An 18786-nucleotide genomic window follows, 5' to 3' on the forward strand; every position below is an offset into this window, starting at 1 on the left:
TTAATCATGAAAATCAAAAACGATTTCCATTTTTATATTAAATATTTATTTAATCTTTATTTATCAATTGATTAACACAAATAACAAAATACACACTTCAGGAAAGGCATTCCATAAATGACAAAATTCCGTTGTAACATATTGTTTAATATAGAGATTAGACCAGTTGGAAAGGGATTGTTTATGCAGAATAGCAGAAGAAATGGTTAGGCGGCATCGATTCAGCCGCCATATAAAGATGAAATCAGTCGAGAGTCGGGTTCATTTGACGTAGATCGAACGGCGTAATCTGATAGACATAATAATTGAGCCAATTGGCAAATAATAAGTGTCCATGGCTACGCCATGAGGCTAATGGGCGCTGCGTAGGATCATTCTGTGGGAAGTAATTCAGTGGGACAGCAGGTTCCAGACCCGCAGCCCGATCCCGCGCATATTCCCCTGCCAGCGTATCCACATCGTATTCCGGATGGCCGGTAACGAAAGCGACTCTTTTATCCTTACTGGCAAACAGATAAGCACCGGCCTCATCGGAAGCCGCCAGAATATCCAGATCGGTGTATTGCTGCAAAATCTCAATCGGAAAATCTGCATAACGGGAATGAGGGGCAAAGAAGCTTTCATCAAAACCACGGGTCAATAACGCCAAAGGTTTCAGGGTTTGATGGCGATAAATCCCAGACAATTTTTCCTTACGAGTTAGTTTGGGAATCCCATAGAGAATGTTTAAGGCGGCCTGCACTGCCCAGCAGACAAATAGCGTTGATGTCACATGATCCTTGGCCCAGGTGATAATGCGTTCTATCTGCGGCCAATAGGCAACATCGCTGAAATCCACTAACCCAAGAGGAGCGCCGGTTACGATAAGTCCATCAAAATTCTGATTTTTAATCTCTTCAAAATCGCAATAGAAGTTATTCAGATGCTCCGCTGGCGTATTTTTCGATTCGCGGCTATCCACTCGTAGCAATTGAATATCCACTTGCAGGGGCGAGTTCGACAGTAAACGTAAAAACTGATTTTCCGTTTCTATCTTCTTAGGCATTAGATTCAGCACCAATACTTTTAGCGGTCGAATTTCCTGAGTTTTAGCTCTTGATGAAGTCATCACAAAAACATTCTCATTACGCAAGAAACTCACCGCAGGTAGTTCATCAGGGACCCGAATTGGCATGCCTACATCCTCAATATATCCGTTTATACGTTTAGACTTCCAGACACCTGAAGATAACTTTTTCCAAATACAAAGTCGAGTGATCAACAACAACCTGAAAATGTTTCATTGCGGTATTAAACCAATGCGCTGCTGTCCTTTACTTCCGCAGCGCGGCCTCGCATTTAGCCTGATTGCAAAATCACCCTCAATGATAGGAACAAATAACCAAAAAACATAAATATTATTTAGCTATTGGCGCACCAGTGAAATTGGTTAACATCGTATAAAGCTGACTAATCATGCATATTAACAACAATAAATAGACAAAATCAGTGAGTTATGGTGATTATGTTGGCAATATTGCATCATCAAAGGCGATACAGCCACTCAATATCCTAGCACCGGATTAATTAAAATAATTAATGCAGTTATTCTGGGCGCCAGAGAGTGACTCGTTACTTATAAAACCAAGGAAGTATTAAGATCTCACCAATGGCTCTATTTTATAAAGGTTTATATTTATAAGGTTGCTAGATTGTGGCGACAAGTGACGCCGATAAATCGAGGAAACTACTCAGAGAGTACTATATAGATTTAGAGAAAGTTAAAATAGGTGCGTATTACTGCTGATATTTTGACAAATTTCAGATACAAAAAAGGCCATCCGTTAGGATGGCCTCGTTTGTTTATTTGATACCTGGCAGTGTCCTACTCTCGCATGGGGAGACCCCACACTACCATCGGCGCTACGGCGTTTCACTTCTGAGTTCGGCATGGGGTCAGGTGGGACCACCGCGCTATTACCGCCAGGTAAATTCTTTTCTAAGTGCCGAACTTAAACCCATATAACTGGTGCTGATACCCAGAGTCGAACTGGGGACCTCACCCTTACCAAGGGTGCGCTCTACCAACTGAGCCATATCAGCACAACTAAATTTGATGCCTGGCAGTGTCCTACTCTCGCATGGGGAGACCCCACACTACCATCGGCGCTACGGCGTTTCACTTCTGAGTTCGGCATGGGATCAGGTGGGACCACCGCGCTATTGCCGCCAGGCAAATTCTGTTTCAATCAACCCGCCACGTGATTTACACCACACAGCCAGTCAATCCAATCTGTTAACAATGCTGAAAATCAAAACGCTCTCTAAAACACCTTCGGTGCTGTAAGGTTAAGCCTCACGGATCATTAGTACTGGTTAGCTCAATGCATCGCTGCACTTACACACCCAGCCTATCAACGCCATAGTCTTTAACGTTCCTTCAGGGGGCTTGAAGCCCCAGGGAAGACTCATCTTGAGGCAAGTTTCGCGCTTAGATGCTTTCAGCGCTTATCTTTTCCGCATTTAGCTACCGGGCAATGCCATTGGCATGACAACCCGAACACCAGTGATGCGTCCACTCCGGTCCTCTCGTACTAGGAGCAGCCCCTCTCAATCTTCCAACGCCCACGGCAGATAGGGACCGAACTGTCTCACGACGTTCTAAACCCAGCTCGCGTACCACTTTAAATGGCGAACAGCCATACCCTTGGGACCTACTTCAGCCCCAGGATGTGATGAGCCGACATCGAGGTGCCAAACACCGCCGTCGATATGAACTCTTGGGCGGTATCAGCCTGTTATCCCCGGAGTACCTTTTATCCGTTGAGCGATGGCCCTTCCATTCAGAACCACCGGATCACTAAGACCTACTTTCGTACCTGCTCGAGCCGTCACTCTCGCAGTCAAGCTAGCTTATGCCTTTGCACTAACCTCACGATGTCCGACCGTGATTAGCTAACCTTCGTGCTCCTCCGTTACTCTTTGGGAGGAGACCGCCCCAGTCAAACTACCCACCAGACACTGTCCTCACCCCAGATTATGGGGCCGAGTTAGAACATCAAACATTAAAGGGTGGTATTTCAAGGTTGGCTCCACGCAGACTGGCGTCCACGCTTCGATGCCTCCCACCTATCCTACACATCAAGGCTCAATGTTCAGTGTCAAGCTATAGTAAAGGTTCACGGGGTCTTTCCGTCTTGCCGCGGGTACACTGCATCTTCACAGCGAGTTCAATTTCACTGAGTCTCGGGTGGAGACAGCCTGGCCATCATTACGCCATTCGTGCAGGTCGGAACTTACCCGACAAGGAATTTCGCTACCTTAGGACCGTTATAGTTACGGCCGCCGTTTACTGGGGCTTCGATCAAGAGCTTCGCCTTGCGGCTGACCCCATCAATTAACCTTCCAGCACCGGGCAGGCGTCACACCGTATACGTCCACTTTCGTGTTTGCACAGTGCTGTGTTTTTATTAAACAGTTGCAGCCAGCTGGTATCTGCGACTGGCTTCAGCTCCGAGAGCAAGTCTCTTCACCTAGCGCCAGCGTGCCTTCTCCCGAAGTTACGGCACCATTTTGCCTAGTTCCTTCACCCGAGTTCTCTCAAGCGCCTGAGTATTCTCTACCTGACCACCTGTGTCGGTTTGGGGTACGATTTAATGTTACCTGATGCTTAGAGGCTTTTCCTGGAAGCTTGGCATCAACTACTTCTGCACCGTGGTGCATCGTCATCACGCCTCAGGGTTGATGGTTTTCCGGATTTACCAGGAATACCCCCCTACACGCTTAAACCGGGACAACCGTCGCCCGGCTAGCCTAGCCTTCTCCGTCCCCCCTTCGCAGTAACACCAAGTACAGGAATATTAACCTGTTTCCCATCGACTACGCTTTTCAGCCTCGCCTTAGGGGTCGACTCACCCTGCCCCGATTAACGTTGGACAGGAACCCTTGGTCTTCCGGCGTGCGGGTTTTTCACCCGCATTATCGTTACTTATGTCAGCATTCGCACTTCTGATACCTCCAGCAGTCCTCACAGACTACCTTCAACGGCTTACAGAACGCTCCCCTACCCAACAACACCTAAGTGTCGCTGCCGCAGCTTCGGTGCATGGTTTAGCCCCGTTACATCTTCCGCGCAGGCCGACTCGACCAGTGAGCTATTACGCTTTCTTTAAATGATGGCTGCTTCTAAGCCAACATCCTGGCTGTCTATGCCTTCCCACATCGTTTCCCACTTAACCATGACTTTGGGACCTTAGCTGGCGGTCTGGGTTGTTTCCCTCTTCACGACGGACGTTAGCACCCGCCGTGTGTCTCCCGTGATAACATTCTTCGGTATTCGGAGTTTGCATCGGTTTGGTAATCCGGGATGGACCCCTAGCCGAAACAGTGCTCTACCCCCGAAGATGAGTTCACGAGGCGCTACCTAAATAGCTTTCGGGGAGAACCAGCTATCTCCCGGTTTGATTGGCCTTTCACCCCCAGCCACAAGTCATCCGCTAATTTTTCAACATTAGTCGGTTCGGTCCTCCAGTTAGTGTTACCCAACCTTCAACCTGCCCATGGCTAGATCACCGGGTTTCGGGTCTATACCTTGCAACTAGACGCCCAGTTAAGACTCGGTTTCCCTACGGCTCCCCTATACGGTTAACCTTGCTACAAAATATAAGTCGCTGACCCATTATACAAAAGGTACGCAGTCACACCACGAAGGTGCTCCCACTGCTTGTACGTACACGGTTTCAGGTTCTATTTCACTCCCCTCGCCGGGGTTCTTTTCGCCTTTCCCTCACGGTACTGGTTCACTATCGGTCAGTCAGGAGTATTTAGCCTTGGAGGATGGTCCCCCCATATTCAGACAGGATGTCACGTGTCCCGCCCTACTCATCGAGTTCACAGCATGTGCATTTTTGTGTACGGGACTATCACCCTGTACCGTGCGACTTTCCAGACGCTTCCACTAACACACAAACTGATTCAGACTCTGGGCTCCTCCCCGTTCGCTCGCCGCTACTAGGGGAATCTCGGTTGATTTCTTTTCCTCGGGGTACTTAGATGTTTCAGTTCCCCCGGTTCGCCTCGTTAGACTATGTATTCATCTAACGATAGTGCAACGAATTGCACTGGGTTTCCCCATTCGGGTATCGTCGGTTGTAACGCTTCATATCAGCTTACCGACGCTTTTCGCAGATTAGCACGCCCTTCATCGCCTCTGACTGCCTAGGCATCCACCGTGTACGCTTAGTCGCTTAACCTCACAACCCGAAGGTGTCTTTCGACATCATCGTGCTGCGATTATTGAGAGACTCTACCTGCAGGTGACTCCTTGTCTCGGTAAATCTACGGAGAGACAAGTTTTAGCTGCAGTGTTTCAATTTTCAGCTTGTTCCAGATTGTTAAAGAGCAATATTTCACAACATACTGTCCACCTTGCGGCAGCAATATATTTTGAAATAGTTTTATATGGTGGAGCTAAGCGGGAGCGAACCGCTGACCTCCTGCGTGCAAGGCAGGCGCTCTCCCAGCTGAGCTATAGCCCCATATAAAAAGCAAATACCTTATTGCTGCAACTCATGTCCAGACAAGGCGCAGACACGCACGTTTATTGTTATAAACGAATGTGACGGTAACGCACTACAGGGATGAGTTGGTGGGTCTGAGTGGACTTGAACCACCGACCTCACCCTTATCAGGGGTGCGCTCTAACCACCTGAGCTACAGACCCAACAAGGTACTAAAGCCCGACTAATCTCTCAGCCCGGCCTTATTTGCTCGTTACTTTCTATCAGACAATCTGTGTGGACACTGCGCAATGCGTATCATTAGGTAAGGAGGTGATCCAACCGCAGGTTCCCCTACGGTTACCTTGTTACGACTTCACCCCAGTCATGAATCACAAAGTGGTAAGCGCCCTCCCGAAGGTTAAGCTACCTACTTCTTTTGCAACCCACTCCCATGGTGTGACGGGCGGTGTGTACAAGGCCCGGGAACGTATTCACCGTAGCATTCTGATCTACGATTACTAGCGATTCCGACTTCATGGAGTCGAGTTGCAGACTCCAATCCGGACTACGACAGACTTTATGTGGTCCGCTTGCTCTCGCGAGTTCGCTTCACTTTGTATCTGCCATTGTAGCACGTGTGTAGCCCTACTCGTAAGGGCCATGATGACTTGACGTCATCCCCACCTTCCTCCGGTTTATCACCGGCAGTCTCCCTTGAGTTCCCACCATGACGTGCTGGCAACAAAGGATAAGGGTTGCGCTCGTTGCGGGACTTAACCCAACATTTCACAACACGAGCTGACGACAGCCATGCAGCACCTGTCTCACAGTTCCCGAAGGCACCGAAGCATCTCTGCTACGTTCTGTGGATGTCAAGAGTAGGTAAGGTTCTTCGCGTTGCATCGAATTAAACCACATGCTCCACCGCTTGTGCGGGCCCCCGTCAATTCATTTGAGTTTTAACCTTGCGGCCGTACTCCCCAGGCGGTCGACTTAACGCGTTAGCTCCGGAAGCCACGCCTCAAGGGCACAACCTCCAAGTCGACATCGTTTACAGCGTGGACTACCAGGGTATCTAATCCTGTTTGCTCCCCACGCTTTCGCACCTGAGCGTCAGTCTTTGTCCAGGGGGCCGCCTTCGCCACCGGTATTCCTCCAGATCTCTACGCATTTCACCGCTACACCTGGAATTCTACCCCCCTCTACAAGACTCTAGCTTGCCAGTTTCAAATGCAGTTCCCAAGTTAAGCTCGGGGATTTCACATCTGACTTAACAAACCGCCTGCGTGCGCTTTACGCCCAGTAATTCCGATTAACGCTTGCACCCTCCGTATTACCGCGGCTGCTGGCACGGAGTTAGCCGGTGCTTCTTCTGCGAGTAACGTCAATCACTTCACGTATTAGGTGAAATGCCTTCCTCCTCGCTGAAAGTGCTTTACAACCCGAAGGCCTTCTTCACACACGCGGCATGGCTGCATCAGGCTTGCGCCCATTGTGCAATATTCCCCACTGCTGCCTCCCGTAGGAGTCTGGACCGTGTCTCAGTTCCAGTGTGGCTGGTCATCCTCTCAGACCAGCTAGGGATCGTCGCCTAGGTGAGCCATTACCCCACCTACTAGCTAATCCCATCTGGGCACATCCGATGGCGTGAGGCCCTAAGGTCCCCCACTTTGCTCTTGCGAGGTTATGCGGTATTAGCTACCGTTTCCAGTAGTTATCCCCCTCCATCAGGCAGTTTCCCAGACATTACTCACCCGTCCGCCGCTCGCCGGCAAAGTAGCAAGCTACTTTCCGCTGCCGCTCGACTTGCATGTGTTAGGCCTGCCGCCAGCGTTCAATCTGAGCCATGATCAAACTCTTCAATTTAAGATTTGTTTGATTTGCTACCGAAGTAGCGATGCTCAAAGATTACTTTCTGCAAATATGCATTCGAACCGAAGTTCAAATGTTCACTGCTTTGGTCACTCTTCAAGACTTGATATTTCTTCTGCCTGCCGAAACAGGCTTTGATATCGTCTTGCGAGTGCCCACACAGATTGTCTGATAAATTGTTAAAGAGCAGTGAGTTAGCAACCTTTCGGTGGGTAACTCGAGGTGCGCATATTACGCTTTCCTCACTCAGAGTCAACTACTTATTTCGTTGAATTTCTCTGTTCTCTTTGCCGGCCACTCAGTTACTTGATTCGCTGTGTGCCGTCTCGATGGATGCGCATTATAGGGAGTCGAATTTTTTGCACAACTCTTTTTTCGCCTTTTTCTACTGTTTGAATACTTTTCGCTCCTTACGGGTAGATCTTGCACGATCTCCGCCATTTTCGGCTCGATCCAACCGGCTGTCTGGTTGTAATTCCACCAGCAAAGGATAGTATTGCCAGTAAATTATGATCTTATTACGGGGCTTTGTTATGTCTGATTCTATTCGTCGTTACCTAAATTACACTCCGATCCTTGGCCAGAAGGTAATGATCGATAAATCGAGCGTAGTGATCGGCAATGTTTTGCTCGGTGATGACGTCAGCGTGTGGCCGTTAGTTGCTATTCGCGGCGATGTAAATCAGGTCAAAATTGGTGCTCGCACCAATATTCAGGATGGAAGCGTCTTGCATGTCACCCATCAGTCCGAATACAACCCTACAGGTCATCCTCTTATCATCGGCGAAGACGTGACCGTCGGACATAAAGCGATGCTTCACGGCTGCACGATTGGTAATCGCGTATTAGTCGGGATGGGTTCGATTCTGCTGGATGGCGCGGTTATAGAAGATGATGTGATGATTGGCGCTGGCAGTTTAGTTGCGCCCGGTAAAAGATTAGTCAGTGGTTACCTTTATATGGGAAGCCCGGCTAAGCAGATTCGTCCGTTAACCCCCGCAGAGCTGGAAGGATTGATTTACTCGGCAAACAACTATGTACGTTGGAAGGATGATTACCTGGCTGAAGAAAAGTAATACCCCCCTTCTTGTTCTCTATCTATATAGAGGGAAACAATAGACTCCCTCTATATAGACATATATCTGATGCCTAAATAAAACGACACCTATGCCAATCAGTGGCCGAGTTCTTCGCTCAAAAGCGCTAATACCGGCGTAATCTCCGGCATCACGCCATGCCAAAGATAAAACGCATGCGCCGCCTGCCCTACCAACATTCCTAAACCATCAGCATACTGCGTTGCTCCCAACGCGGAGGCCCAAGTAAGGAAGGGCGTATCTCCCTGTTGATAAAACATATCGTAACAACGAGTGTTTGGGGCAATAAGAGAAGCAGGGAGTGCGGGAACGTCGCCATGAATGCCCGAAGCTGTAGCATTAATAACAAGATCGAAGCACTGCCCTTCAAGATCTGCCATTTCTACTGCTTCTATTTCGCCAAGGTGCCTAAACACTTCGGATAACTGCTGCGCCCGACTAAAAGTTCGGTTAGTAATAACAATCTTACAACCAAAAGAAAGCAGAGGCAGGATAACGCCACGCGCAGCGCCACCGGCACCGACCAGCAGGATACGATCCTGCGGCTTGATCAGCTCCAAACGTTCCAGATCGCTGAGCAAACCGATACCATCGGTGTTATCTCCGAGTAAGCGGCCATCTTCCAAAACCTTTAAGGTATTCACCGCACCGGCAAATTCGGCACGCTCAGTTAACTCCGCCGATGCTGCATAAGCCCGCTCTTTAAATGGCGTGGTGATATTTGCACCTTTCGCCCCCTGAGCAAAAAACGTAGCCAGCGTTGTTTCGAACTCATCATGAGGAGCCAGCACCGTTCCGTAATGATGCTCAATACCCGTTTGGGCGGCAAAAAGGGCATGTATTCGCGGCGACTTACTATGGGCTATCGGATTGCCAAAAACTGCAAACGGTTGTTCCACTCTCTTTCCTTAACCTTGACGGAAACGCTCACCGGTGAGGGCATCACGAATTTCAGATGGATTTAAACGCCCGCCCACCAGCCCGGACAATACTGCCAGATCGGTTCCAAGCTGCTTTCGAACCTCTTCTTCCGTACGGCAAGGCTCTAACCCACTGAGGTTCGCGCTGGTTGAAACCAGAGGCTTTCCATAATAGGTACACAACTGTTGCACTAAGGGATGGTCGCTAACCCGAACGGCCAGAGAGTCAAAGTGCCCCGTCAGCCAACGAGGCGTCGTTTTCCTGGCTGGAATAACCCATGTCACCGGACCGGGCCAGCTGGCAAATATTGTTGCGCGTTGCGTTTCATCTAACTGCGAGTCATCAATATAAGGCAAGAGTTGCTCATAATTTGCTGCAATCAGAATCAGCCCTTTCTGCCAGGGACGCTGTTTTAACGCCAGCAAAGCATTTACCGCTTTTTCACTATCGGGATCGCAACCCAGGCCGAATACAGCCTCAGTTGGATAGGCAATAACGTCTTCTTGCTGCAAAGCTTGCAGTACACCTTCAAAAAGGGAGATATCTTCTTTACACATGGGTTCTTACTCGATTGCCACTGGTTTCCCACATAATTTGCTAGCACAAAAACGCTTCACGCCCTGCGCAGTGCGTTTTTCCATTAGAAGCGGGTAGTGGCAATGGGCACATTCTCCGGCTATAGGTTGCTGATTAAGCGCAAATTGGCAGTCAGGATAGCGATTACAAGCGTGAAAAACCTTTCCAAAACGGGATTTACGTTGCAACAGTTTTCCCTTACCGCATTGTGGGCAAGTAATAGATGTTTCATCTGGTTTATCGATAACTTCGGTATGGTCACATTCAGGATATTTGCTACAGCCAATAAACATACCGTAGCGCCCTTGTCGTAACACCAATACCGCCTGACACTTCGGACATTCCTGCCCTTCCAACACTTTAACTATGTGTCCGTCCGCCTGCGCCTTTAACGGCCGCATATATTGGCATTCGGGGTAATGAGAACAACCAAGAAACGGGCCATGACCACCGCGGCGGATCACTAATGCTGACCCACACTCAGGGCAGGACCCATTATCCTTCGCAGTTGCAGTTTTTGTCATAACGCTTTCTCTAATCGATTAATCTGCGCCGATATTACCACCTAGTGCAGATAACCCTCATTAACTTCAAAGAGCAATTCTTCCATCTGTTGATAGGCATTTTCATATTCAGGCACGTTGAACAGCACCATCAGCACCACCCATTTAAGATCTTCCAGATCAAACTCGGCTGAATCGAGCGCCATAATACGATCAATAACCATTTCGCGGGTATCGAGTTTTAGCACATTAATTTGTTCGAGGAATAGGATAAAACCACGGCATTCGACGTCCAACTTCATGATTTCTTCAGGAGTATAGATACGAAGCGCCAAAGGATCGGCACTGTACTGATAAGGCGCTATTTCACCTTCCTGTAAATCAGCCAACGCCTCCAGCCAATTCAAGGCGTTATAGATGTCTTCACGATAGAAACCCGCATCCGCTAGATCGTCAGTAATTTTGTCCTGATCGGCGAGCATTTCGGTGTCGTTATGCATGTATGTTTCAAATAGGTACATCAAAACGTCGAACATGGCCTGCCCTCCTTATTCGGACATAGCCGCCGGGTACAGCTGCGATCCACCCTGCTAACTCCAGCTCGAGTAATTTCACTACGATTTCTGGCACAGTATGGCCGGCACGTTCGGCGACGACATCAATGGGTGTCACCTCATATTCTACGTTAGCCAACACATCAGGAAATGGCAATTCAAGTTGCGGTTCTGGCGCAGAAATAATTTCTTCCATAGGCAAAGGTAGCCAATGTAAGGAACTCCCCAGCTGCTCAATGACCTCCCGCGGATGGCAAACCAGGTTCGCTCCTTGCTGAATCAGCCAGTGTGTCCCTTCACTCCCAGAGCTATCGAGTGAGCCGGGTAGAGAGAAAACTTCCCGGCCTTGCTCCAAAGCATACCGAGCCGTAATCAAAGAGCCACTTTTACGCGTTGCTTCAATGACGATCACCCCCGCGCTTAGCCCACTTATAATTCGGTTTCTCCGAGGGAAATGAGCGGCAATAGGTAATGCCGTAGATAAAAACTCAGAAACCAGCGCACCGCCATTTGCCTCAATTTCTTGCGCCAATCGTCCGTGCCGCTTGGGATAAATATTGGCAAGCCCACTCCCTAGAACCGCAATAGTTTTACCACCGCAACCCAATACTGCCTGATGGCAAATACCATCAATTCCTAACGCCAACCCGCTAGTAATCGCCAGGCCACTTTGAGCAAGTTCAGCAGCAAAATAACGCGCCCAACGCTCTCCGTAATGGCTGTAACTCCGACTGCCAACCATCGCTATCTGCGATGCAAGTAATAGCTCTTTATTTCCAGAAACAAACAACAGCAAAGGGGGCGATAAAATCGCCATTAACTGCGCTGGATAGCCAGGCTGACCATAGACCAGTAAATGGTGGCCAGGTTGTTCCAGCCAGGATAACGTCTTCTCGATATAACGCGGGTTTAGGCTCCAAAATTGTTGAATTTGTTTATCATAAAGCCCCGATTTCCGTAGGGCTTCTGCGCTGATATCACTGAGTTTTAGCAACCCAATCCCTAGTAAGCGACTTTTGCTGGTATCAAGCCCCTGAACTCCATTGATCCTTAGCCATAGCTCCGTTGCTAACATTCCCCCTCCCTGGCGGATTTGTCTGTCAACACCAATTTGTTCAATTGGTAGTCGATGCTGTCAATCGGAGCCAAAAATGTCTAGAATAGAGACTGAATATCATTCACCAATCGGACGCAGATCTAGATATTTATGTCAGTATTACAGGTGTTACATTACCCAGACGACCGGCTGCGCAAAGTTGCTGCGCCGGTAAAAGAAGTCAATGCAGAAATCCAACGCATCGTGGACGATATGTTCGATACCATGTACGCAGAGGAAGGCATTGGGCTTGCCGCTACGCAAGTAGATGTCCATCAGCAGATTATCGTTATCGATGTTTCTGAAAACCGCGATCAGCGCCTGGTCTTAATCAACCCTGAGCTGCTGGAAAAAAGCGGTGAAACCGGTATTGAAGAAGGCTGCCTCTCTATTCCTGAGCAACGCGCCCTGGTTCCTCGCGCAGAAAAAGTCAAAGTCAGAGCCTTGGACCGTGATGGGAAACCTTTTGAACTGGAAGCAGACGATCTGTTAGCGATCTGTATCCAGCACGAAATGGATCATTTGGTTGGCAAACTGTTCGTGGACTATCTGTCGCCTCTGAAGCGTCAGCGTATCCGCCAAAAGCTGGAAAAACTGGCTAAGCTCAACGCGCGCGCTAACTAATCCTTTTTTATGCAGGAAACCAAACGTGTCTGATTCATTGCGGATTATTTTTGCCGGAACGCCTGATTTTGCAGCGCGTCATCTTGACGCGCTACTTTCTTCCAAGCACCAGATTATCGGGGTTTTCACTCAACCCGATCGCCCTGCTGGCCGAGGTAACAAACTCACTCCAAGCCCGGTAAAGGTTTTAGCTGAGCAACACGATATTCCTGTTTTTCAGCCAAAATCTCTGCGGCCAGAAGAAAATCAGCATCTGGTAGCCGATCTTAACGCCGATATCATGGTCGTGGTGGCTTATGGCCTCATCCTGCCAAAAGCGGTGTTGGATATGCCACGTTTAGGTTGTATTAACGTACACGGTTCTCTGCTGCCCCGTTGGCGTGGAGCTGCGCCAATCCAGCGTTCACTCTGGGCTGGGGACAAAGAAACCGGTGTCACTATTATGCAAATGGACGTCGGGTTAGATACCGGCGATATGCTGTATAAAATTGCCTGCGATATACAGCCGGAAGATACCAGCGCGAGCCTATACGACAAACTCGCTGAACTTGGGCCACAGGGTATGCTGGCCACGCTACAACTGTTAGCGGAAGGTAAAGCCAAACCGGAAGTACAGGATGAAAGTCTGGTGACTTATGCGGAAAAACTGAGCAAAGAGGAAGCCAGACTGAACTGGTCACTTTCTGCTGCTCAGCTAGAACGCTGCATTCGCGCCTTTAATCCCTGGCCGGTTAGCTATTTTGTCATCGACGAACAGCCGATAAAAGTTTGGCAAGCTCATGTTCTACCCGCGGCATCTAATACTTTACCCGGCACCATAGTACAGGCGGATAAACAGGGTATTCAGGTGGCGACGGCTGACGGCGTGCTGAATATTACTCAGTTGCAGCCAGCAGGGAAGAAACCGATGTCGGCGGCAGATTTGCTCAATTCGCGACGCGAATGGTTTACCGTCGGTAATCAGTTGGCATAACCGACGAATTTTAACAACGACTTCATCGCCCGATACTTCACTATCGGGCTATTCTTTCCCTTTATTTTGCTGACATTTGTCAGCTTTTTTGGCTATGAAAAACACATATAACCTCCGCAGCATCGCTGCCAAAGCAATTAGCCAGGTACTGGATCAAGGGCAATCTCTCAGCACCGTCCTTCCTGGTCTCCAGAAAAATATCTCCGATAAAGACCGCGCGCTGTTGCAGGAGTTGTGTTTTGGGACTTTACGCGTGCTGCCGCAGCTGGAATGGTGTATTCAGCAGCTAATGGCACGTCCGATGACGGGTAAACAGCGGGTCTTTCATTACCTGATCATGGTGGGCATTTATCAATTGCTGTACACCCGGATCCCACCTCATGCGGCTTTGGCTGAAACGGTAGAAGGCGCCGTAGCCCTAAAGCGACCACAGCTTAAAGGTTTGATTAATGGCGTATTGCGCCAATTCCAACGCCAGCAGGTAGAGTTGTTGGAACGCGCAGCCAATCATGACAGCCGCTATTTGCATCCAAGCTGGTTACTGGCTCGAATTAAAAAAGCCTACCCGGAGCAATGGCAGCAAATCATCGATGCCAACAATCAAAAACCGCCGATGTGGCTGCGCGTTAGTCGCTTACACCATAGCCGAGCAGATTATCTGGAATTGATGCAACAAGCGGGTATTGAAGCGGAACCTCACGCTGAATACGCCGATGCCGTTCGTTTGATCACTCCATGTGCGGTAAACGATCTGCCTGGTTTTGCTCAGGGTTGGGTGACGGTGCAAGACGCCTCAGCTCAAGGCTGCGTTGATCTGCTCGATCCGCAGAACGGCGAACAGATCCTCGATTTATGCGCTGCACCCGGCGGTAAAACCACCCATATTCTCGAAGCCGCTCCCAAAGCGCACGTATTGGCGGTAGATATTGATGAACAACGTCTTAGCCGCGTAAAAGAAAATCTGCAACGCCTGCAACTGAATGCGGTGGTTAAGGTCGGTGATGGTCGTACACCTGATGACTGGTGCGAAGATAAGCTATTCGATCGTATCCTTTTGGATGCGCCTTGCTCTGCCACCGGCGTGATTCGTCGTCATCCAGATATCAAATGGCTGCGCCGTGACAGCGATATTGCCGATCTTGCCCAATTGCAGTCAGAAATTCTTGAGGCTATTTGGCCTAAGCTGAAGAAAGATGGCGTGATGGTTTACGCAACCTGCTCAATTTTGCCGGAAGAAAACCAACAGCAGATCGCCGCATTCTTGCAGCGCCATCCGGAAGCGCGTTTAGTAGAAACAGGCTCAGCGGCTCATCCCGGTAAACAAAACCTTCCTCACCCGGAAGACGGTGATGGCTTCTTTTACGCTAAGCTAATTAAAAGCTAATCAAACCTCAGAGTAGCGGTTATTGTTAGGCCTTCGGGCCTACTTTCAGGGTAAACAGAGAACGCGATGAAAATAATTATTCTCGGTGCGGGACAGGTTGGCGGGACGCTGGCAGAAAATTTGGTCGGTGAAAACAACGATATTACCGTTGTGGATACCAATACCAATCGGCTTCGTCAATTACAGGACAAGTTCGATCTGCGCGTAGTACAAGGTCACGGTTCGCACCCACGGGTGCTGAGAGAAGCCGGCGCAGAAGATGCAGATATGCTGGTTGCTGTCACTAACTCCGATGAAACCAACATGATCGCCTGTCAGATCGCCTACTCATTATTTAATACACCTAACCGTATCGCTCGTATTCGCTCTCCTGAATATATCCGTGAATCTGAGAAGCTTTTCCTACCGGAAGCTGTCCCAATTGATCATCTTATATCGCCGGAACAGTTAGTAATCGATTATATATATAAGCTGATTGAATATCCTGGCGCACTTCAGGTAGTTAATTTTGCCGAAGGTAAGGTCAGTATTGCCGCAGTAAAAGCTTATTACGGCGGTCCTCTGGTGGGCAATGCCTTATCTTCACTACGCGAACATATGCCGCATATTGATACGCGAGTCGCGGCTATATTTCGTCAAGACCGACCTATTCGTCCACAGGGTTCAACTATTATCGAAGCCGGTGATGAAGTCTTTTTTGTCGCCGCCTCCCAGCACATTCGCGCAGTAATGAGTGAATTACAGCGACTGGAAAAACCCTATAAGCGAATTATGATTGTTGGCGGTGGTAACGTCGGCGCCGGATTGGCATTACGATTAGAAAAAGACTACAGCGTAAAATTAATTGAACGTGACCAGCAGCGAGCGGCTGAATTAGCGGAGATGCTACACGACACTATCGTATTTTACGGTGATGCCTCAGATCAGGAATTATTAGCCGAAGAACACATTGAGCAAGTCGATGTATTTATTGCCATCACCAATGATGACGAAGCTAATATTATGTCTGCCATGCTAGCCAAACGTATGGGGGCCAAAAAAGCCATGGTGCTCATTCAACGCAGTGCTTATGTAGATTTAGTGCAAGGCAGTGTAATTGATATTGCCATTTCACCACAGCAAGCCACGATTTCCGCACTGCTCGGCCATGTGCGCAAAGCAGATATTGTTAGCGTGTCTTCACTGCGACGCGGCGTAGCAGAAGCTATCGAAGCTGTCGCTCATGGTGATGAAAGTACATCTAAAGTAGTAGGACGAGTGGTTGAAGATATTAAATTACCGCCGGGTACTACGATTGGCGCTATTGTACGTGGAGATGAAGTGCTTATCGCTAATAGCAGCTCGGTTATTCAACAAGGTGACCACGTTGTAATGTTTATTACCGATAAAAAATTCGTTCCTGACGTTGAACGCTTGTTCCAACCAAGCCCATTCTTCTTATAAGGCTATAATCTTAATTTCAGGGACGAGTGAATTAATTAAAACTATTCCCATGGGAAAGGATGAAAAATTTCCTATAATTCTTGAGGTACAGGGATTTCTGTTAGTTAAGATTGTTTCGTTTAATTTTGAAGGGGTGTTGCTATGAGCTTTATGAAAGAATTTCGTGAATTTGCCATGCGTGGGAATGTGGTTGATTTGGCGGTCGGTGTTATTATCGGTGCCGCTTTCGGGAAGATTGTTTCCTCGCTGGTCGCAGATATTATCATGCCACCTCTAGGACTGTTATTAGGCGGCGTGGACTTCAAACAATTCCATTTCGTACTACGTGAAGCCCAAGGTGCGATTCCTGCAGTTGTCATGAATTATGGTTCATTTATTCAAAGCATTTTTGATTTCGTTATCGTTGCACTGGCAATCTTCTCTGCAATTAAGCTGATGAATAAAATGCGTCGCGAAAAAGCAGAAGAACCAGCGGTACCACCGGCACCAACTACGGAAGAAAAGTTATTAGCCGAGATTCGTGATTTATTAAAAGAACAACAAACTAAATAATCACGATTTCAGTACGTCAAAAGCCATCGTAAGATGGCTTTTTTTATTCCTTAAAACCAGAAGGCCAGTGGTAAAGAATCTGCTGATTGTTTGCCACTGGCCTCCCAGTTACCGCCTTTCGCGTGTTTTGTTTTACGCTGATAGCTGCCTTTCCCTTTACTATTTTTCTCTATTCGCTGCCTGAACAGTGGGTCATGTAACAATGCTTCCAGAGCATTATCTTTAATTTTGCCTTTAGTGTGACGGTAAGTAGTCATGGTAGATCCTCATTGTAATAAACATTGTTTGAAAAACGTTCGAATCATACTGCTGTTCGTCCAGTAATGAAATAACTAGGCAAACAAATTTAGTTTCGCGAGGTTTCGTCCGTAGCGCCTTGCTCCAGCGCTTCTAAGATCGAACAGTAAGTGCTGGTATGGTGGCTACCGCAACAGGCATCGCTTAAACGTTTGAGAGATTCCCGCATTTTCTGCAATTCTTTAATTTTCCCCTCAACTTCACTGAGTCTGGAATCGACGATCGATTTGGATTCCTGACATGTATGATGCTCAGGATCGACTCGGATCGATAATAGTTCCGCGATCGTCTCCAGAGTAAAACCTAACTGTTTGGCATATCGGATAAAGCGTAAACGCTGTAAATCCTGTTCATTATATAAGCGATAACCGCCTTCAGTACGAATGCCATGTTCCATCATTCCCTGTTTTTCATAATATCGCACCGTATCAGGTGTGACATCGGCCAGCTTGGCCAATTGACCTATTTTCAACATCCTGATTCTCCAGACAGTTTTTCGGATAATGGCAGCTGATAATCACCGTGCAAAAAATCGGTATTCAATCCCGCTTGTTTCAACTTCAGTTCGAGTAAACCCAGCCGCTTCGATAATTTCTGATACTCCGCTTCATTGTGATCTAATTGCGCGAGTAGATGAATAATAGTCAGTGCTTCTTGCCGATCTTGTAACTCGACGGGAATATAGCCAGCATTCTTCAGAATTCGATAACTGACCCTAAGCTCAGTAGGAATATGAGTATCATCATCAAGTTCCAGGGGCACACCAAAACCGGGCAAATTTTCAAGTTCACCTTTTTTTGCGCATCCATTATGTGCCTTTCAGCCCATTCATCAATTAATGACATACACGTAGTTCCCAGCTTTAACCGATATACATAGCATAACGCATTAGGATGCAGATAATAAGCGAGGGAAATAATCACGAAGAACGGCTAAGACGGTCTTATTTTGGGCAGGGCTGTCAATAGACGTAAAAAAACCGGGCAAGCCCGGTTTTTTTACGCGTTCACAGATTACTCTGCAGCTACTACTTCTGCTTCAGACGCAGCACGATCAACCAGCTCGATGTAAGCCATCGGAGCGTTGTCGCCTGCACGGAAGCCACACTTAAGAATGCGAGTGTAACCACCGGCGCGGCTCGCGAAACGCGGGCCTAGCTCGTTAAACAGTTTTGCCACGATCTCGTTATCACGAGTACGGGCGAATGCCAGACGACGATTAGCAACGCTGTCGGTCTTGGCAAGAGTAATCAGCGGCTCAACAACGCGACGCAGCTCTTTCGCTTTCGGCAGGGTCGTCTTGATGATCTCATGACGAACCAAAGAGCCGGCCATGTTACGGAACATAGCCTGGCGATGGCTGCTGTTACGGTTCAGTTGACGACCACTCTTACGATGGCGCATGACCTTATCCT

The 18786-nt window shown here is 48.3% G+C and carries 15 protein-coding genes, 3 tRNA genes, 4 rRNA genes and 1 pseudogene; 6 read left to right on the forward strand and 17 right to left on the reverse strand.

Annotation, left to right across the window (positions count from 1 at the left end; genetic code table 11):
- Positions 1-244 precede the first annotated feature (244 nt).
- From metA to PL78_RS11150, 8 genes are all read right to left on the reverse strand, one after another.
- Positions 245-1174 (reverse strand): homoserine O-acetyltransferase MetA, encoded by a 930-nt coding sequence (gene metA, locus PL78_RS11115; RefSeq protein ID WP_064515549.1) that lies wholly within the window; start codon positions 1172-1174, stop codon positions 245-247.
- 677 nt (positions 1175-1851) lie between these two features.
- Positions 1852-1967, reverse strand: a 5S ribosomal RNA gene (gene rrf, locus PL78_RS11120).
- A 39-nt stretch (positions 1968-2006) separates the two neighbouring features.
- A tRNA-Thr gene (locus tag PL78_RS11125) sits at positions 2007-2082 on the reverse strand.
- A 15-nt stretch (positions 2083-2097) separates the two neighbouring features.
- Positions 2098-2213, reverse strand: a 5S ribosomal RNA gene (rrf, locus tag PL78_RS11130).
- Positions 2214-2324: 111 nt separating this feature from the next.
- Positions 2325-5231, reverse strand: a 23S ribosomal RNA gene (locus PL78_RS11135).
- 209 nt (positions 5232-5440) lie between these two features.
- Positions 5441-5516 (reverse strand) — tRNA-Ala (locus tag PL78_RS11140).
- Between the two features lie 108 nt (positions 5517-5624).
- Positions 5625-5701 (reverse strand) — tRNA-Ile (locus PL78_RS11145).
- A 102-nt stretch (positions 5702-5803) separates the two neighbouring features.
- Positions 5804-7346, reverse strand: a 16S ribosomal RNA gene (locus PL78_RS11150).
- The 16S, 23S and 5S rRNA genes sit together here with 3 tRNA genes alongside, the layout of an rRNA operon.
- Before the next feature lie 539 nt (positions 7347-7885).
- On the opposite strand from PL78_RS11150, the gene PL78_RS11155 reads away from it, so the two are divergent.
- Complete coding sequence (locus PL78_RS11155; RefSeq protein ID WP_064518392.1) at positions 7886-8428, forward strand: gamma carbonic anhydrase family protein; 543 nt, start codon at positions 7886-7888, stop codon at positions 8426-8428.
- A gap of 98 nt (positions 8429-8526) precedes the next feature.
- Here PL78_RS11155 and aroE read toward each other — a convergent pair whose 3' ends face one another.
- Genes aroE through dprA form a run of 5 tightly spaced genes read right to left on the reverse strand, consistent with a single transcriptional unit; the run spans position 8527 to position 12078 of the window.
- Positions 8527-9348, reverse strand: a complete 822-nt coding sequence (gene aroE / locus PL78_RS11160; RefSeq protein ID WP_064515551.1) for a shikimate dehydrogenase — start codon at positions 9346-9348, stop codon at positions 8527-8529.
- A gap of 9 nt (positions 9349-9357) precedes the next feature.
- Positions 9358-9927, reverse strand: a complete 570-nt coding sequence (tsaC, locus tag PL78_RS11165; protein WP_064515553.1) for an L-threonylcarbamoyladenylate synthase type 1 TsaC — start codon at positions 9925-9927, stop codon at positions 9358-9360.
- Between the two features lie 6 nt (positions 9928-9933).
- A complete protein-coding gene (locus PL78_RS11170; RefSeq protein WP_064515555.1) occupies positions 9934-10470 on the reverse strand; it encodes a DNA topoisomerase family protein in 537 nt (178 codons plus the stop codon).
- Between the two features lie 41 nt (positions 10471-10511).
- A complete protein-coding gene (locus PL78_RS11175) occupies positions 10512-10985 on the reverse strand; it encodes a DUF494 family protein (RefSeq protein ID WP_064515557.1) in 474 nt (157 codons plus the stop codon).
- Positions 10957-12078 (reverse strand): DNA-protecting protein DprA, encoded by a 1122-nt coding sequence (gene dprA, locus PL78_RS11180; protein WP_064515558.1) that lies wholly within the window; start codon positions 12076-12078, stop codon positions 10957-10959. Before dprA ends, PL78_RS11175 begins: the two co-directional genes overlap by 29 nt.
- Before the next feature lie 132 nt (positions 12079-12210).
- Between dprA and def the strand changes: the two genes are divergently transcribed.
- The 5 genes from def to mscL all read left to right on the forward strand — a co-directional run bounded on the left by def (position 12211) and on the right by mscL (position 17075).
- Complete coding sequence (gene def / locus PL78_RS11185) at positions 12211-12723, forward strand: peptide deformylase (RefSeq protein WP_049597199.1); 513 nt, start codon at positions 12211-12213, stop codon at positions 12721-12723.
- Positions 12724-12748: 25 nt separating this feature from the next.
- The gene (gene fmt / locus PL78_RS11190; RefSeq protein ID WP_064515560.1) at positions 12749-13696 is read left to right on the forward strand and encodes a methionyl-tRNA formyltransferase; all 948 of its coding nucleotides are present in this window, start codon (positions 12749-12751) and stop codon (positions 13694-13696) included.
- 94 nt (positions 13697-13790) lie between these two features.
- Positions 13791-15080 carry a 16S rRNA (cytosine(967)-C(5))-methyltransferase RsmB gene (rsmB, locus tag PL78_RS11195; RefSeq protein ID WP_064515562.1) on the forward strand — a complete coding sequence of 430 codons (1290 nt, stop codon included), beginning with the start codon at positions 13791-13793 and terminating at the stop codon, positions 15078-15080.
- Positions 15081-15146: 66 nt separating this feature from the next.
- Complete coding sequence (gene trkA / locus PL78_RS11200) at positions 15147-16523, forward strand: Trk system potassium transporter TrkA (protein ID WP_064515564.1); 1377 nt, start codon at positions 15147-15149, stop codon at positions 16521-16523.
- Positions 16524-16664: 141 nt separating this feature from the next.
- The gene (gene mscL, locus PL78_RS11205; RefSeq protein ID WP_064515566.1) at positions 16665-17075 is read left to right on the forward strand and encodes a large-conductance mechanosensitive channel protein MscL; all 411 of its coding nucleotides are present in this window, start codon (positions 16665-16667) and stop codon (positions 17073-17075) included.
- A 50-nt stretch (positions 17076-17125) separates the two neighbouring features.
- On the opposite strand, the gene PL78_RS11210 is transcribed toward mscL, so the two are convergent.
- The 4 genes and pseudogenes from PL78_RS11210 to rplQ form a co-directional block, all read right to left on the reverse strand.
- Complete coding sequence (locus PL78_RS11210; RefSeq protein WP_064515568.1) at positions 17126-17332, reverse strand: alternative ribosome-rescue factor A; 207 nt, start codon at positions 17330-17332, stop codon at positions 17126-17128.
- Between the two features lie 89 nt (positions 17333-17421).
- Positions 17422-17847, reverse strand: coding sequence for a Zn(2+)-responsive transcriptional regulator (zntR, locus tag PL78_RS11215; RefSeq protein WP_064515570.1), 426 nt, complete (start codon positions 17845-17847; stop codon positions 17422-17424).
- A pseudogene (locus tag PL78_RS11220) lies at positions 17841-18217 on the reverse strand (DnaJ family domain-containing protein). Before PL78_RS11220 ends, zntR begins: the two are co-directional and overlap by 7 nt.
- A 168-nt stretch (positions 18218-18385) precedes the next feature.
- On the reverse strand, positions 18386-18775 hold the full coding sequence (gene rplQ, locus PL78_RS11225) for a 50S ribosomal protein L17 (protein ID WP_064515571.1): 390 nt from the start codon (positions 18773-18775) through the stop codon (positions 18386-18388).
- Positions 18776-18786: the final 11 nt, after the last annotated feature.

The organism is Yersinia entomophaga, assembly GCF_001656035.1.
Lineage (GTDB): Bacteria > Pseudomonadota > Gammaproteobacteria > Enterobacterales > Enterobacteriaceae > Yersinia > Yersinia entomophaga.

Bases quoted from the DNA above. Each gene is read 5' to 3' on its own strand.
- metA (WP_064515549.1), bottom strand. From the start codon at position 1,174: ATGCCAATTCGGGTCCCTGATGAACTACCTGCGGTGAGTTTCTTGCGT.
- PL78_RS11155 (WP_064518392.1), top strand. From the start codon at position 7,886: ATGTCTGATTCTATTCGTCGTTACCTAAATTACACTCCGATCCTTGGC.
- tsaC (WP_064515553.1), bottom strand. From the start codon at position 9,927: ATGTGTAAAGAAGATATCTCCCTTTTTGAAGGTGTACTGCAAGCTTTG.
- PL78_RS11170 (WP_064515555.1), bottom strand. From the start codon at position 10,470: ATGACAAAAACTGCAACTGCGAAGGATAATGGGTCCTGCCCTGAGTGT.
- PL78_RS11175 (WP_064515557.1), bottom strand. From the start codon at position 10,985: ATGTTCGACGTTTTGATGTACCTATTTGAAACATACATGCATAACGAC.
- dprA (WP_064515558.1), bottom strand. From the start codon at position 12,078: ATGTTAGCAACGGAGCTATGGCTAAGGATCAATGGAGTTCAGGGGCTT.
- def (WP_049597199.1), top strand. From the start codon at position 12,211: ATGTCAGTATTACAGGTGTTACATTACCCAGACGACCGGCTGCGCAAA.
- rsmB (WP_064515562.1), top strand. From the start codon at position 13,791: ATGAAAAACACATATAACCTCCGCAGCATCGCTGCCAAAGCAATTAGC.
- trkA (WP_064515564.1), top strand. From the start codon at position 15,147: ATGAAAATAATTATTCTCGGTGCGGGACAGGTTGGCGGGACGCTGGCA.
- mscL (WP_064515566.1), top strand. From the start codon at position 16,665: ATGAGCTTTATGAAAGAATTTCGTGAATTTGCCATGCGTGGGAATGTG.
- PL78_RS11210 (WP_064515568.1), bottom strand. From the start codon at position 17,332: ATGACTACTTACCGTCACACTAAAGGCAAAATTAAAGATAATGCTCTG.
- zntR (WP_064515570.1), bottom strand. From the start codon at position 17,847: ATGTTGAAAATAGGTCAATTGGCCAAGCTGGCCGATGTCACACCTGAT.
- rplQ (WP_064515571.1), bottom strand. From the start codon at position 18,775: ATGCGCCATCGTAAGAGTGGTCGTCAACTGAACCGTAACAGCAGCCAT.